The 14383-nt window shown below is 72.7% G+C and carries 13 protein-coding genes and 3 pseudogenes; 4 read left to right on the forward strand and 12 right to left on the reverse strand.

The genetic code is table 11. The features are described from left to right. Window positions 1-10: 10 nt before the first annotated feature. From HUT12_RS29130 to HUT12_RS29155, 8 genes and pseudogenes are all read right to left on the reverse strand, one after another. Complete coding sequence (locus HUT12_RS29130) at window positions 11-388, reverse strand: cytidine deaminase (protein WP_131053822.1); 378 nt, start codon at window positions 386-388, stop codon at window positions 11-13. Next, window positions 381-1787 carry a hemolysin family protein gene (locus HUT12_RS29135; protein ID WP_176096024.1) on the reverse strand — a complete coding sequence of 469 codons (1407 nt, stop codon included), beginning with the start codon at window positions 1785-1787 and terminating at the stop codon, window positions 381-383. Before HUT12_RS29135 ends, HUT12_RS29130 begins: the two co-directional genes overlap by 8 nt. Further along, window positions 1763-2236: an rRNA maturation RNase YbeY gene (gene ybeY, locus HUT12_RS29140; protein WP_131053820.1), complete on the reverse strand. Its 474-nt coding sequence runs from the start codon at window positions 2234-2236 to the stop codon at window positions 1763-1765. Before ybeY ends, HUT12_RS29135 begins: the two co-directional genes overlap by 25 nt. A 15-nt stretch (window positions 2237-2251) precedes the next feature. Then, window positions 2252-2614, reverse strand: a pseudogene (locus HUT12_RS33020) (PhoH family protein); the annotation flags it as partial. A 264-nt stretch (window positions 2615-2878) separates the two neighbouring features. Further along, a pseudogene (locus HUT12_RS33025) lies at window positions 2879-3697 on the reverse strand (LAGLIDADG family homing endonuclease); the annotation flags it as partial. Then, window positions 3686-4381: pseudogene (locus HUT12_RS33030) on the reverse strand (PhoH family protein); the annotation flags it as partial. The pseudogenes HUT12_RS33030 and HUT12_RS33025, both read right to left, overlap by 12 nt. Before the next feature lie 223 nt (window positions 4382-4604). After that, complete coding sequence (locus HUT12_RS29150; protein ID WP_176096025.1) at window positions 4605-5951, reverse strand: serine hydrolase; 1347 nt, start codon at window positions 5949-5951, stop codon at window positions 4605-4607. 29 nt (window positions 5952-5980) lie between these two features. Then, on the reverse strand, window positions 5981-6343 hold the full coding sequence (locus HUT12_RS29155) for a histidine triad nucleotide-binding protein (RefSeq protein ID WP_176095306.1): 363 nt from the start codon (window positions 6341-6343) through the stop codon (window positions 5981-5983). Between the two features lie 92 nt (window positions 6344-6435). Between HUT12_RS29155 and HUT12_RS29160 the strand changes: the two genes are divergently transcribed. Beyond that, window positions 6436-7197 (forward strand): SDR family NAD(P)-dependent oxidoreductase, encoded by a 762-nt coding sequence (locus HUT12_RS29160; RefSeq protein WP_176095307.1) that lies wholly within the window; start codon window positions 6436-6438, stop codon window positions 7195-7197. 149 nt (window positions 7198-7346) lie between these two features. Here HUT12_RS29160 and HUT12_RS29165 read toward each other — a convergent pair whose 3' ends face one another. The 3 genes from HUT12_RS29165 to hrcA form a co-directional block, all read right to left on the reverse strand. After that, window positions 7347-8081 (reverse strand): 16S rRNA (uracil(1498)-N(3))-methyltransferase, encoded by a 735-nt coding sequence (locus tag HUT12_RS29165; protein WP_131053815.1) that lies wholly within the window; start codon window positions 8079-8081, stop codon window positions 7347-7349. Window position 8082: 1 nt separating this feature from the next. After that, a complete protein-coding gene (dnaJ, locus tag HUT12_RS29170; RefSeq protein WP_131053814.1) occupies window positions 8083-9228 on the reverse strand; it encodes a molecular chaperone DnaJ in 1146 nt (381 codons plus the stop codon). 73 nt (window positions 9229-9301) lie between these two features. Continuing rightward, on the reverse strand, window positions 9302-10324 hold the full coding sequence (hrcA, locus tag HUT12_RS29175) for a heat-inducible transcriptional repressor HrcA (RefSeq protein ID WP_131053813.1): 1023 nt from the start codon (window positions 10322-10324) through the stop codon (window positions 9302-9304). A 209-nt stretch (window positions 10325-10533) separates the two neighbouring features. Between hrcA and HUT12_RS29180 the strand changes: the two genes are divergently transcribed. Beyond that, window positions 10534-11169: a DUF4870 domain-containing protein gene (locus HUT12_RS29180; protein ID WP_176095308.1), complete on the forward strand. Its 636-nt coding sequence runs from the start codon at window positions 10534-10536 to the stop codon at window positions 11167-11169. 37 nt (window positions 11170-11206) lie between these two features. Here HUT12_RS29180 and hemW read toward each other — a convergent pair whose 3' ends face one another. After that, window positions 11207-12430, reverse strand: a complete 1224-nt coding sequence (gene hemW, locus HUT12_RS29185) for a radical SAM family heme chaperone HemW (protein ID WP_176095309.1) — start codon at window positions 12428-12430, stop codon at window positions 11207-11209. Window positions 12431-12450: 20 nt separating this feature from the next. Between hemW and HUT12_RS29190 the strand changes: the two genes are divergently transcribed. After that, on the forward strand, window positions 12451-13239 hold the full coding sequence (locus HUT12_RS29190) for an enoyl-CoA hydratase-related protein (protein WP_176095310.1): 789 nt from the start codon (window positions 12451-12453) through the stop codon (window positions 13237-13239). A 111-nt stretch (window positions 13240-13350) separates the two neighbouring features. Next, window positions 13351-14208, forward strand: a complete 858-nt coding sequence (locus HUT12_RS29195) for a hypothetical protein (RefSeq protein ID WP_131054644.1) — start codon at window positions 13351-13353, stop codon at window positions 14206-14208. Window positions 14209-14383 lie beyond the last annotated feature (175 nt).

The raw sequence follows: 14383 nt of genomic DNA on the forward strand, positions 1-14383 counted from the left end.
TGGTCGCGGCTCATGCGGTCACCGTGCCGAGGACCGTGCCGTCGGGGGCGGCGAGGTGCACCGGGGCGTCGGCGGCCAGGTCGCGTACGGCCGCGTAGCCGGCGCCGTCCAGGGTGGACGCCTCGGTCACCACCACGGCGGCCTCCAGCCGCGTGGCGCCCGCCGCAGCCGCCGAGGCGACCGCCAACTGGAGCGCGGTGATCGTCAACGAGGGCAGCGACACGCTCGCCGCCGCGTACGTGCGACCGTCCTGGTCCCGGACGGCCGCGCCCTCCACGGCACCCACCCGACCCCGGGCACCTCGGGCGAGGATGACCAGCTTGCCGTCCTCGGCGCTCAGTTCGGCCTCGGCGGGCAGGGCGGTCGGCACGGCGGGTGACTCAGGCATCGGCGGGCAGCCTCTCCTCGGATCGGTCGGTGTCGCCCCGGGAGGCCGTCGCCTCGCCACCCGGGTTCTCCTGCGTGTCGGACGGCTCGACCCGGTGCACCAGCACCGTGTCGATCCGGTTGCGGCGGCCGGTGGTGCCCTCGGCGATCAGCCGGAGGCCGGACACCTCCGCCTCGGCGCCGGGGATCGGCACCCGGCCGAGAGACTGGGCGAGCAGACCGCCCACCGTCTCGACCTCGTCGTGCGGCAGCTCGGTGTCGAACAACTCGCCGAGCGCCTCCACCGGCAGCCGGGCGGTGACCCGCACCGCGCCGTCCGGCAACTGCTCGATCGGCGGGCGCTCGACGTCGTACTCGTCGGTGATCTCCCCGACGATCTCTTCGAGGATGTCCTCGATGGTGACCAGACCACCGGTGCCGCCGTACTCGTCGACCACGATGACCAGGTGGTTGCGGGCAGCCTGCATCTCGGAGAGCAGGTCGTCGACGGGCTTGGACTCCGGCACGAAGGTCGCCGGCCGCATCAGCTCGGCGACCGGAAGCTGCCGGTCCTCGGCGGCCCCGCCCTGGGTACGCCGGATCAGGTCCTTGAGATAGAGGATGCCGAGCACGTCGTCGACGCTCTCGCCGATCACCGGGATCCGGGAGAACCCGGAGCGTAGGAACAACACGAGCGCCTGGGACAGGTTCTTGCCCGACTCGATCCACACCATCTCGGTCCGGGGCACCATAACCTCGCGGGCGATGGTGTCGCCGAGCGCGAAGACCGAGTGGATCATCTGCCGCTCGCCGTGCTCCACCACGCCCCGCTGCTCCGCGAGGTCGACCAGTTCACGCAGCTCGACCTGGGTGGCGAACGGTCCCTCGCGGAAACCGCGCCCGGGCGTCACCGCGTTGCCGATCAGGATCAGCAGCGACGCCAGCGGGTTGAGCACCCGGCCCAGCCAGCGCACCAGCGGCGCGGCCGAGCGACCCACCGCGTACGCGTGCTGCCGGCCGAGGGTACGCGGACCGACGCCGACCACCACGAAGCTGACCACGGTCATCGCCCCGGCGGTGACCAGTGCCGCCCGCCAGCCCGCGCCGAAGGTGTCCACCGCGACCAGCGCCACCAGCGTGGTGGCGGTCAGCTCGGCGAGCAGCCGGAGCAGCAGCAGGAGGTTGAGGTGCCGGACCACGTCACCTGCGACCGCCTGGAGCGTACGGGCTCCCCGGGCTCCGTCACGGGCCAGTTCGGCGGCGCGGGCCGGGGAGACCGCGGCCAGGGCGGCCTCGGTCATCGCGATCAGGCCGGCGAGCACCACCAGCCCGGCCGCGAAGACGAGCAGTTGCAGATCGGGTAGGCCGGTGGCGGGCGCGGCCAGCACAGTGTCCATCACCGGGAGCGGGTCGACCGCCAGCTGGACAGCAGCCGGGCCTGGAGCCCGAACATCTCCCGCTCCTCCTCCGGCTCCGCGTGGTCGTAGCCGAGCAGGTGCAGCACGCCGTGCACGGTGAGCAGGTGCAGCTCGTCGGCGGCACCGTGCCCGGCGGTCGCGGCCTGTTTCGCCGCCACCTCCGGGCAGAGCACGATGTCACCGAGCAGGGCCGGCTCGCCACCGGCGGCGGCGTTCTCCCCCGGCCCGTGGTCGACACTGCCCTCGTCCATGGGGAACGCGAGCACGTCGGTCGGACCGTCGCCGCCCATCCAGCGATGGTTCAGCTCGGTCATGTAGTCGATGTCGACCAGCAGCACGGAGAGTTCGGCGAGGGGGTTGACCCCCATCTCGTCGAGCGCGTGCCGGGCGACGGCGAGCACGGCGTCGGTGTCGACCTCGACACCGGACTCGTTGGCGATCTCGATGGACAACTGTCTTCCCTCGGTCTAGCGGCGCCGGCCGGCGCGGTTGCCCTGGGCAGTGCGCCCGGCCACCGCGTGCACGCCCTGGGCCTGCTGGTTCTCGCGCTCGGCGTCCCACCGGGCGTACGCGTCGACGATCTCACCGACCAGTCGGTGTCGCACCACGTCGGCGCTGGAGAGCTGCGCGAAGTGCACGTCCGGCACGCCTTCCAGGATCTCCCGGACCACGCGCAGCCCGCTGGTGGTCCCGCCGGGCAGGTCCACCTGGGTGACGTCACCGGTCACCACGATCTTGGAACCGAACCCGAGCCGGGTGAGGAACATCTTCATCTGCTCGGGCGTGGTGTTCTGCGCCTCGTCGAGAATGATGAACGCGTCGTTGAGCGTGTTGTGGGTGACCAGGAACTCGTCGGTGACGTAGAGCGAGTCCTCCGCTGCCACCTGGATGCACATCGTCTCCTGCACCCCGGCCGGGATGATCGAGTCGATGAACCGCATCGGGCGGCCACCACCGTGCTCCTCGTAGCGCTGACGCTTCCGGGCCAGCCGGAAGGGTGGGACACCCTCGGGTAGACGGATCTCCACCACGTAGGCGTCGGCCCGATGGGCGACCGAGCGGCCGTTCGCCAGGCCGGGTTTCCGACCCTCCGCCGCTCGGACGCCCCACGTGGCGACACCGCCCAACGACTGGACGAGGTAGACGACGTCGTCCCGTAGTCGGGGAGAGGTCGTCGAATACTGCACGCGGCAGGTGCGTCCCGCCTGCGTCGAGGGCCCACCGTCGGTGTCGAGCAGCCCCTGCAGGACGGCCAGGCGGACGTCGACGCTGTTGTGCTTGTAGACGTCCGGCACGAACTTGGTCCGCGACCTGGCCCCGGCCAGACCCAGCTCCCGGAGCGCGACGGTCACCGGGTTGGCCACGATCACCCCGCCGCGGTGCCCGTGCACGTGCCGGAGCACGTAGTCGTACTCGCTCTTGCGAACGAGTTCGATGTCGGTGAGCGTTTCCTCGATCGCGTGGGCGAGCTCCGGGTCCGCGGTGCAGAAACCCGGCGTCGTCCGGCACGAGATGGAGCCGTCCCCGAGCAGCAGACCGAGCACGTACGGATCGAGCGGAACGTCCTGCGGCTCCAGGTGCACGGGCGCGACGACCGGAAGCTCGTAGCGCCGGGTGTGACCCCGCCACTCCTGGCCGACCATCTCCTGGGTCTCGAGGGTGCGCCGAAGGCCGCGCCGTTTGTCCTCCGGCGTGGCGACGGTCCAGAGGTGTTCGCCACAGCACAGGGTGGACGCCCCGTCCTGGGTGGTGACCCGGTAGACCTTCTTGAGCCCCTGCGGGTAGATCCCGATCACCGGCGTGGGCGTCCCGTCCGACCCGATGACCAGATCGCCGATCCGGAGCGATCCGAACGGTTTGAAGCCCTCCGGCGTCAGGACCCGCGCGTCGTACGGCTGTGCCCTACCTCGCATGTACGCCAGCGGGGCGACCTCGATGGTGCCCGCCGCCATCAGCTTCGGAATGGTCTCCGGGTCCAGCATGTCGTGCAGCGCGTCGTAGAGCGGGCGCAGGTAGGGGTCGATCTTCTCGTTGAGCGTGCCGGGCAGGAAGCCCAGCCGCTCCCCCGCCTCGACCGCCGGTCGGGTCAGGATGATCCGGTTGACCTGCTTGGCCTGCAACGCCTGGACCGCCTTCGCCATGGCGAGGTAGGTCTTGCCGGTGCCGGCCGGGCCGATGCCGAAGACGATGGTGTGCGCGTCGATCGCGTCGACGTAGCGCTTCTGCCCGAGCGTCTTGGGGCGGATGGTCCGCCCGCGCCGGGACAGGATGTTGAGCGTCAGGACCTCTGCGGGCCGCTCCGCGCCGCCCTGTTCGAGCATGCCGACGGTACGCCGGACGGCGTCTGTGGTCAGGATCTCGCCTTTCTCGATCAGTTCGAGGAGTTCGCTGAAGATCCGCTCGGCGAGGGCGTTGTCGGCGGGAGCACCGGTGATCGTGATCTCGTTGCCGCGTACGTGCACGTCACTGTTCACGGAGCGCTCGACCAGTCGCAGGATCTCGTCACCCGCGCCGAGGAGGTTGACCATGATCTTCGAGTCGGGGACCGTGATCTTGGTCTGCACCCGGGGCGGGTCGGGAGGTGGGGTGCCGGTCATAGGTCGGGCCGAGGGGCCCTGCGCCACCTGCTCTCGATCTCGGCGCCGGGCCTGCTGCCACGGCGTGCGGACGTTGACTCCATCGTATCGTTTCCCCGCCGGGGACACGCCGCCCATTTACCTCGGGGCGGCCGGTCGCGACCCTCTGGTGCGCCTGCCCACCCCGGCACGGACCGATGACCGGAACGGGATCCGACGACTGGCGCACAAGTAGACAAAAGAGTCAGCCGTCGGCCCGGAAGTCGTACCCGTCGAAGGTCTCCTGCCGTCGGGTGAACCGGTAGGTCGCCCAGTGCATCCGGACCACCTCGCCGGCGGAGTCCCGGGTCAGCCGGAGCAGTTCGCCGACCTCCCGGCCGGAGACCGTCCGGAACACGTCCGGCTGCTCCGGCACCGGCGCGAAGACCGCCGGCGGCCTCTCCGTCGGGTCACCGGCGCCCCGCGCTTGCAGGGCACCGTCGTGCCAGCCGAAGACGTACTCGAAACCCTCGCCCCACCAGCGGCCGAGCAGCCCTCGCAGGTGCTCCGGGGCCGGCGTGCCCGGCCGCCACGGCACGATGTCGGCCGGGTCGTGCTCGACCGCGGCGGCGAGCAGCCGGTGCGGCAGTTCCAGCAGGTCCACGGCGGTACCGGAGGAACCCAGCACGGCGGCGCCGAACGCGGCGGGCGCCCCCTCGCCGCCCCGCCGGCCGTACACCCCGGCCAGGAACCCGGGCATCGCCCCGTCGTGCCCGACGTGCACCACCCGCTGTCCCTGCGGCACCAGGATCAGGCCCAGGCCGAAGCCACCCGACCACGTCGTCTCGTCGGTGACCGTCACCGGCCAGCGCATCTCCTCCAGCGTGGCCGGCGCGAGCACCCCGCCGGTCGGGTCCAGCGCCCCCGGGTCGGCCAGGAACGCGGCCCACCGGGCCATGTCACCGGCGGTGCTCCACAGCTGCGCGGCCGGCCCGACCGCGCCGAAGTCGGTCGGCGGCTCCGGGCGCGCCTCGTCGGAGTACGCGTCCACCAGGAACCCGGTCGCCGCGCGGGGCCCCGGGTCGACGGTGGTCGCGGTCAGCCCCAGCGGAGTGAGTACCCGCTCGGTCAGCACCTCGGCCCAGGTCCCGCCCCGCACCCGGCCGACCAGCCGGCCCAGCAGCGCCATGCCCAGGTTCGAGTAGTGGTAGCGGCGACCCGGCGGCAGCACCCGCTCCGCCCGGGCCAGCTCGGCGACCAGCCGGTCGGCGTCCGGCGCCCGCAACGTGTCCCAGACGTCGCCGTACGGCTCCCGTTGCAGGCCGGCGGTGTGCGACAGCAACCGGCGCACGGTCAGCTCGCCGTGCGCCGGCAGGTCCAGGTGCCGGTCCAGCGGGTCGTCGAGGTCGAGCAGGCCGTCGTCGCGGCACTGGAGGGTGAGCACGGCGGTGAACGTCTTGGTCACCGACCCGATCCGGAACCGGGTGTCCTCGTCCAGCGCGGTGTCGTTGCCGGTGCCGCCGACCACGCACGTCCACAGCGGGCGGTCCGCCCGGTGCACCGCCGCCGCCACGGCCGGCACCCGTCCCCGCGCCTGGACCTCCCGGACCATCCGGTCGAGTCGACCGGTGGCGGCTGTGGTCACGCCACGCTCCGGGCCAGCATCGGCCCGAGCGGCGCACCACCCAACAGGTGCGCGTGCACGTGGAAGACCTCCTGACCGCCGTACGCCCCGGTGTTGAACATCAGCCGGAAGCCGTCCCCGAGCAGCCCCTCGTCCTCGGCCACCGCGGCGGCCGTGGCCAGCACCTCACCGGCCAGCGCCGGATCGCCGGCGGCCAGGGTGGCCACGTCGGCGTAGTGCTCCTTGGGGATGACGAGGACGTGCACCGGCGCCTTCGGGTCGATGTCGCGGAAGGCGAGCGTGGTGGGGGTCTCGCGGACCACGGTGGCCGGGATCTCCCCGGCGACGATCCGGCAGAACAGGCAGTCAGGAGTACTCACCGGGGCAGTGTAAGGAAGGGCCCCCTACTAACGCCTCGTGTATAGGAAGGGTCCCTTCCTTACATCTGGGCGGGTGCGGCAGGATGGCGCGCATGTCGGGGCGGGCGGTACTGGTCACGGGTGGGTCACGCGGCATCGGACGGGCGGTGGTCACGGCGTTCGCCGCCTCCGGCGACCGGGTGGCGATCCACCACCGCGACTCGGCAGACCTGGCCGAGGCGTTGCGGGCCGCGCTTCCCGGCGACGGCCATCTGGTGGTCCGCGCCGACCTGGCCGACCCCGACGCGGTACGGGCGATGGTGGACGAGGCGGCGGAACGACTCGGCGGGCTCGACGTACTCGTCAACAACGCCGGGGTGTTCGGCCCGGCCGATCCACCGCACCCGGTCTTCGAGAGCAGCTACGAGCAGTGGCAGAGACGGTGGCGCGCGATCCTCGACACCAACCTGCTCGGTGCCGCCAACGCCGCCTGGTGCGCGGCCCAGCACATGCGCTCGGGCGGCGGGCGCATCGTCAACGTCTCGTCGCGCGGCGCGTTCCGAGGCGAGCCTGCCAACCCGGCGTACGGGGCCAGCAAGGCCGGGCTCAACGCGATGGCCCAGTCGCTTGCGGTGGCCCTGGCGCCGTACGGCATCGCGGTCGCCACGGTCGCGCCCGGTTTCGTGGCGACCGACATGACCAACGAGCACCTGAAGTCGCCGCGCGGCGACGCGGTCCGGGCACAGAGCCCGTTCGACCGGGTGGCCCGCCCCGAGGAGATCGCGGCGGCGGTGCACTGGTTGGCCAGCCCCGAGGCGGAGTGGGCCTCCGGCACCATCGTGGACCTCAACGGCGCCTCCTACCTGCGCACCTAGAGATCCCCGGCCGGAGAGCGCCGCGTCCGGCCGCAAACCGTTGCGTCCGTTGAAGCAGAGCAAAGGAGCCGAGGTGCATTACCCCGGCCCGGCCACGACCCGTCGGGCAGGGCGTACCGGCCTCGCCGCGCGGGCGTGGCCGGTGACGGTCACCAGCGCAGCAGTCGGGTGGCGAGCACGGCCAGCGCGGCCACCCCGGCCGTGGAGGTACGCAGCACCGACGGGCCGAGCCGGACCGGACGCGCGCCGGCCTCCTGGAAGGCCGCCAGCTCGGCCGGAGTGATGCCGCCTTCCGGGCCGACCACCAGCACGATCTCGCCCCGGTCGGGCAACTCGACGGTGGTCAGCCGGTCGCTCGCCTCCTCGTGCAGCACATAGCCGGCGGCGGCCCCCGCGATCCGGCGGGCCACCGACGTGCCGGACTCGTCCGGGGCACCGGCGACCACCGGCAGCCACGCCCGACGGGCCTGCTTCGCCGCCTCCCGGGCGGTCGCCACCCACTTGGCCCGGGCCCGGACGCCTCGTTCGCCGCGCCACTGCACCACCGAGCGGGACGCCGCCCAGGGGACGATCTCGTCCACGCCCGTCTCGGTCATCGCCTGCACGGCCAGCTCACCCCGGTCGCCCTTGGCGATGCCCTGCACCACCACCAGTCGCGGGTGCGCCGCGTCGACGTACCCGCGAGCGGTGATGTCCAGGTCGAGGGTGCCCCGGCCGACGGCGGTGACCACCGCCTCGGCGGTGCCGCCCCGACCGTCGGCGAGCAGCAGCTCCTCGCCGACCCGGAGCCGCTGCACGGTGGCCGCGTGGTGGCCCTCCGGCCCGTCGAGCACCGTCGAGTCGGTGGTGGGCAGCGACTCGACCAGGAAGAGCGGAGCGGACACCTCAGGCGTGGCCGTTGAAGGCGTCGCGCATCCGGGAGAAGAACCCGCCCTGCTTGCTGAGCTCGGCGACCTCCTCGCCCCGGGTCACGGCGAACTCCCGCAACATCCGCTCCTGGTCGGCGTCGAGCTTGGTCGGGGTACGCACGTCGAGGTGGACGTAGAGGTCGCCCCGACCGGCACCGCGCAGGTGCGGTACGCCCCTGGCCCGTAGCCGCAGCGTGCTGCCCGGCTGGGTGCCCGGCTTCACGTCGACCGGCTCCTCGCTGTCCAGCGTCTTGATGGTCAGCCGGGTGCCGAGCGCGGCGGCGGTCATCGGCACGGTGACCCGGCAGTGCAGGTCGTCGCCCTTGCGGGAGAAGACGTCGTGCGGCCGCTCGTGGATCTCCACGTAGAGGTCACCGGCGGTGCCGCCACCCGGGCCGACCTCGCCCTGCTGCGCCAGGCGGATCCGCATCCCGTCCTCGACGCCGGCCGGGATCTTCACGGTCAGCGAGCGGCGGGTGCGGACCCGGCCGTCACCGGCGCAGGTGGGGCAGGGGTGCGGGATGGTCGTGCCGTAGCCCTGGCAGACCGTGCACGGCCGGGCGGAGACCACCTGGCCGAGGAAGGTGCGCTGCACCGACTGCACCTCGCCCCGACCACCGCACGCCTCGCAGGTGGCCAGGTGGGTGCCGGCGGCGGTACCGGCCCCGGTGCAGGTGGTGCAGAGCACGGCGGTGTCGACCGTGATCGGTGCCTCGACCCCGAAGGCGGTCTCCTGCAGGTCCAGTTCGAGCCGCAGGATCGCGTCGGCCCCGGGCCGGGTACGCGGTCGCGGGCCACGCCCGGCGCCGGTGGCCCCGCCGAAGAAGGCGTCCATGATGTCCTGGAAGCCGACGAAGGGTCCGGCGCCACCGGGGCCGCCCGGCCCACCGGCACCGCCGCCGCCCGGGGCGAGCGGGTCGCCACCGAGGTCGACGATCTGCCGTTTCCGGTCGTCGGACAACACCTCGTACGCGGCGTTGATGTCCTTGAACTTCTCCTGGGCCTCCGGGTCCGGATTCACGTCCGGGTGGAACTGGCGCGCCAGCTTGCGGTAGGCGCGCTTGATCTCGTCGTCGGAGGCCCCTCGGCTCACGCCGAGAATGCCGTAGTAGTCCCTGGCCACTGGGTTCCGTGTCCTCGTGTTCGTCTCGCGTTACGCCGGTCGGTGGCGGCAGCCTGCCGTCGGCCCTGACTGGTCAGTTCTGGGCCAGCAGCTCGCCCACGTAGCGTGCCACGGCCCTCACCGTGGCGATTGTTCCGGGGTAGTCCATCCGGGTCGGACCCAGCACGCCCATCCCCCCGACGATGGTCGCGCCCGGGCCGTATCCGGTGCTGACCACGGACGCCGCCCGTAGGTTGTCGATCTGGTTCTCGTCGCCGATGCGGACCCGCAGCGTGCTCGGCTCGACCTCGCCGATGAGCTTGAGCAGCACCACCTCCTCCTCGAGCGCTTCGAGGATGGGGCGCAGCGACCCCTGGAAGTCGAGCAGGCCGCCCCGGGCCAGGTTGGCGGTGCCGGCCAGGGCGAGCCGCTCCTCGTGCCGTTCGACGAGGGTCTCCAGCAGGACGGTGGAGAGCGTGGTCATGGCCGCCCGCAGGTGCGGCGCGCACTCGTCGATGAGTGTCTGCACCAGCGGTGGCGTGTCGGACAGGCGGGTGCCGACCAGCTTCTCGTTGACGAGTCGGCGCAGGTCCAGGACGTCGTCGGCGGGGACCGGCGCGGGCAGTTCGACCAGCCGCTGCTCGACCCGGCCGGTGTCGGCGATCATCACCAGCGTCAGCCGGGTGGTGGAGATCGGCACGAGTTCCAGGTGCCGGACGGTGGAGCGGGCCAGGCTCGGGTACTGCACCACGGCGACCTGGCGGGTGAGTTGCGCGAGCAGGCGTACGGTGCGGTGCACCACGTCGTCGAGGTCCACTGCGCCGACCAGGAACCGTTCGATCGCCCGCCGTTCGGCGGGGCTGAGCGGCTTGACCCGACTGAGCCGGTCGACGAAGAGGCGGTAGCCACGGTCGGTGGGCACCCGCCCGGCACTGGTGTGCGGCTGGCGGATGTAGCCCTCCTCCTCCAGCACGGCCATGTCGTTGCGGACCGTGGCGGGGGACACACCGAGTTGGTGCCGTTCGACGAGGGCCTTGCTGCCGACCGGCTCCTGGGTGGCGACGTAGTCCTCGACGATCGCCCGGAGCACGGCGAGTTTCCGGTCGTCGAGACCCATCCTCCCCACCTCCTGTCGCAGGTCAGCCCGGAGCGCCCGGAGTGCCAGAGGAACACTCTGGCACTCGACTGTAGCGAGTGCCAGTCTACGTCGGCGTTCCCGTGCCCGCGATGATCAAGACTTCCCGGATGTCCGGAAACCGATCGGCGGGTTGACACTCCCCGGTGTCGCTATGGTGCGCCGTTGCCGCTGGCACCTACCGTGACCACATGACTGAACCACCTCGTCCTCCAGGATCCGGCGACGACCCCACGTCCCCACTGTCGGGCTCGTCGGGCCAGCCCGGCTATCCCCCGCCCGGCGGCTATCCGCCGCCCACCGGCGACCAGCCCCCGTCGCCCGGCGGCTACGGCACTCCGGGTGACTACCCCCCGCCCGGCGGCTACCCGCCGCCCGGCGGTTATCCCCCGCCGGGTGAGTACCCCCCGCCGGGCGGCGCGCCCGGTGTCGGGTACCCGACGGGCGGTTACGGTCCCCCCGGCGGCGGCTACGCCAGCAACGAGGACAAGACCTGGACCCTGATCGCCCACTTCGGCGGCCCGCTCGGGGTGGTCGTGGGCGGCGGTCTGCTGGGCTGGGTCGCGCCGCTGATCGCGATGATGACCCGGGGGCAGCAGAGCCCGGTGGTCCGGGCGCACTCGGTGGCCGCCCTGAACTTCCAGCTCACCTGGGCCATCGCCGGGCTGCTCAGCTGGGTGCTCACCGCGATCACCTGCGGGCTGCTGTTCTTCGTGCCGTTCCTGGTCTGGATCGTGCCGGTGATCTTCGGGATCATCGCCGGGGTCAAGGCCAACGAGGGCGCCCTCTACCGGTACCCGATGACCTACGCCTTCGTGAAGCGCTGATCTCGGCTTCGTGAAGCCCTGACCTCGGGGACGGCGGTCAGGGCAGCAGGTCCCGCACCACGGCGTCGGCGAGCAGCCGGCCGCGCACCGTGAGAACGGCGCGGCCGGCCGCGTGGGCGGGCGCGGCGAGCAGTCCCTGCGCCACCGCCTGCGCGGCAGCGGCCCGACCGGCGTCGTCGAGGACGTCCAGCGGCAGCCCGGACGCGAGCCGCAGCCGGAGCATGACGTCCTCCATGTGCGCCTCGCCGTCGGTGAGCACCTCCCGGGCCGACCCGGGAGACTCACCGGCGGCCAGCCGCCTCGCGTACTCGCGGGGGTGTTTGACGTTCCACCAGCGCACGCCACCGACGTGGCTGTGCGCCCCCGGGCCGAGGCCCCACCAGTCGCCGCCGGTCCAGTACAGCAGGTTGTGCCGGCACCGGGCGGCCGGCGTCCGCGCCCAGTTGGACACCTCGTACCAGGAGAAACCGGCCGCGCCGAGGGCGGCCTCGGCGGCCAGGTACCGCTCCGCGGCGACGTCGTCGTCCGGGTACGGCAACTCGCCGCGACGCATCCGCGCGGCCAGCCGGGTGCCGTCCTCGACGATCAGGGCGTACGCGCTGACGTGGTCGACGCCCGCCGCCACCACCTGGGCCAACGACTCGGCGAAGTCCTCCGCCCGCTCCCCCGGCGTCCCGTAGATCAGGTCCAGGTTGACGTGCGCGAAACCGGCGTCACGCGCCTCCAGTGCGGCGGCCGGTGCGCGACCGGCCCGGTGCCGACGGTCGAGCACGGCGAGCACCCCGGGCGTGGCCGACTGCATGCCGAGCGAGATCCGGGTGTAGCCGGCGGCCCGCAGCTCCTTGAGCGAGACGGGGTCGACCGACTCCGGGTTGGCCTCGGTGGTCACCTCGACGTCGGGAGCCAGCCCCCAGGTGCGGTCGATCGCGTCGAGGATGCGGGCCAGGTCGTCGGCGGGCAGCAGGGTGGGGGTACCGCCGCCGACGAAGACCGTCTCCACCCGGCCCGGTGGTGTCCCGTCCAGCACCCGCGCGGCCAGCGCCAGCTCGGCGAGCACCGTGTCGGCGTACCCCTCGCGACTCGCGCCGCCGCCGAGTTCCTCCGCGGTGTACGTGTTGAAGTCGCAGTAGCCGCAGCGGCTGGCGCAGAACGGCACGTGCACGTACACCCCGAAGCCCCGCTGCCCGACGTGGGCGCGGGCGGAGGCGGGCAGCGACCCGTCGACGGGTACGGGTTCGCCTGCTGGAAGGAGGCCGGGCATGGCCACTAGTGTGCCCTCACATGACCTCTCCCGACGCGTTCGTACGGGTCGCCACGGCCCGCGGGGTGACCACCCTCACCCTGGACAGTCCGCACAACCGCAACGCGCTCTCCACCCCGTTGATGACCGAGCTGCTGGCCGGGCTGGCCGCCGCGGTCGCCGACGACGCGGTCCGGGTGATCGTGCTGGACCACACCGGCCCGGTCTTCTGTTCCGGGGCGGACCTGAAGGAGACGGCGGCGGCGTACGCCAGCGGAACGGTCCCCGCCGGGATGCTGGGTGACGTGCTCGCGGCGGTCCGGGAGTGCCCGAAGCCGGTGCTGGCCCGGGTGGCCGGTCCCACACGGGCCGGCGGCCTGGGCCTGATCGCCGCGGCCGACCTGGCGATCTGCGCGGCGGAGGCCACCTTCGCCTTCACCGAGGTACGGATCGGGGTGATCCCGGCGGTGATCTCGGCGACGGTGCTGCCCCGGCTGCTGCCCCGGGCGGCGGCCGAGCTGTACCTCACCGGGGACACCTTCGACGGCCGGCGGGCCGCCGAGATCGGCCTGGTCACCGCTGCGGTGCCCGGCGACGAGCTGGACGCCACGGTGGCGCGCTACCTCGACTCGCTGGTGCGCGGGGCGCCGACGGCGCTGGCCGGCGCGAAGGACCTGCTGCACCGCCCGCCCGGCACCGACCTGCGCGCCGAGCTGGCGGAGCTGTCCGCGCTCTCCACCGGCTACTTCCTCTCCGGTGACGGCATCGAGGGGGTCACCGCGTTCCGGGAGAAGCGCCCACCCCGCTGGGTCGCCGAACTCGACAGGTGAGGACTGGCTGCCCCGGGGAACCTCATAGGGCACCGGCGACGGGGGAAACCGGTCGGAGCGCCCGTTCCGTTCGACGCGGGACGTACGCTTGGCGGACCTTGATACCGGGAGGTGTGGGTGCGGACTCGGGCAGTCGTGACGGGTTTCGTGGTCCTCGTGCTGATCGCCGCGATCGGGATCGTCCTCGGGCTGCGGCAGGTCGGTGAGCAGTTGCGGCTGCCGTTCGCCGGTCGGGCGTGCACGGTGCAGGCCGACGGCGAGGTGACGCTGGACTCGCAGCAGATGGCGAACGCGGCGACGATCGCGGCCATCGGTGCCCAGCGCGAGATGCCGGAGCGGGCGGTGGTGGTGGCGCTGGCCACCGCGTACCAGGAGTCCGGTCTGCGCAACCTGGCCGGCGGCGACCGCGACTCGGTGGGGCTGTTCCAGCAGCGGCCGAGCCAGGGCTGGGGCACGCCGGAGCAGATCGGCGACCCCCGGTACGCGGCCCGGAAGTTCTACGCGGCGCTGAAGAAGGTGCGCGGCTGGGAGGACATGCGGGTCACCGACGCCGCCCAGAAGGTGCAGCGTTCCGCCTTCCCGGAGGCGTACGAGAAATGGGCCGACGAGTCGGAGGTGCTGACCCGGGCGCTGCTCGGTGACGCCACCACGGCGGTCACCTGCACGGTCGGGGGCGACCCGGTGCTGCGCGGCGCGGCGGCGATCGCGAAGCTTGCCGAGGGGCTGACGCTCGACTGGGGGTTGAGCGACTTCGTGGAGAGTCCCGCCGGTCTGACGACGTCCGCCGACGGTGAGCGCGCCGGCTGGCGGTACGCGCACTGGATGGTCTCGCACGCCAAGGAGCACGGGGTGAAGCGGGTGACCTTCGACGGCCGGGAGTGGACCGCCAAGCGGGGCACCTGGAAGCAGCTGCCGGAACGGGAGCGCGAAGACTCGCAGGTCTCCGCCGAGGTCCACGCCGACGTCTGAAAGACCCCGATCTCCTTACCCGCAGTCACCGCGAAATCCGGCTATTCGCCCGTAGCGCCCACCCGGTGCGACACATCGTGACCCCTTGTGGTCGATCCGCGCCCCTGGGTCGCGATGACGATGAGATCGCCCCGGGGCACTCCCGGAGGCGTGTCGACGGGAGTTACGATCGGCG

It is taken from the genome of Verrucosispora sp. NA02020, assembly GCF_013364215.1.
In the GTDB taxonomy this organism is placed as follows: domain Bacteria; phylum Actinomycetota; class Actinomycetes; order Mycobacteriales; family Micromonosporaceae; genus Micromonospora.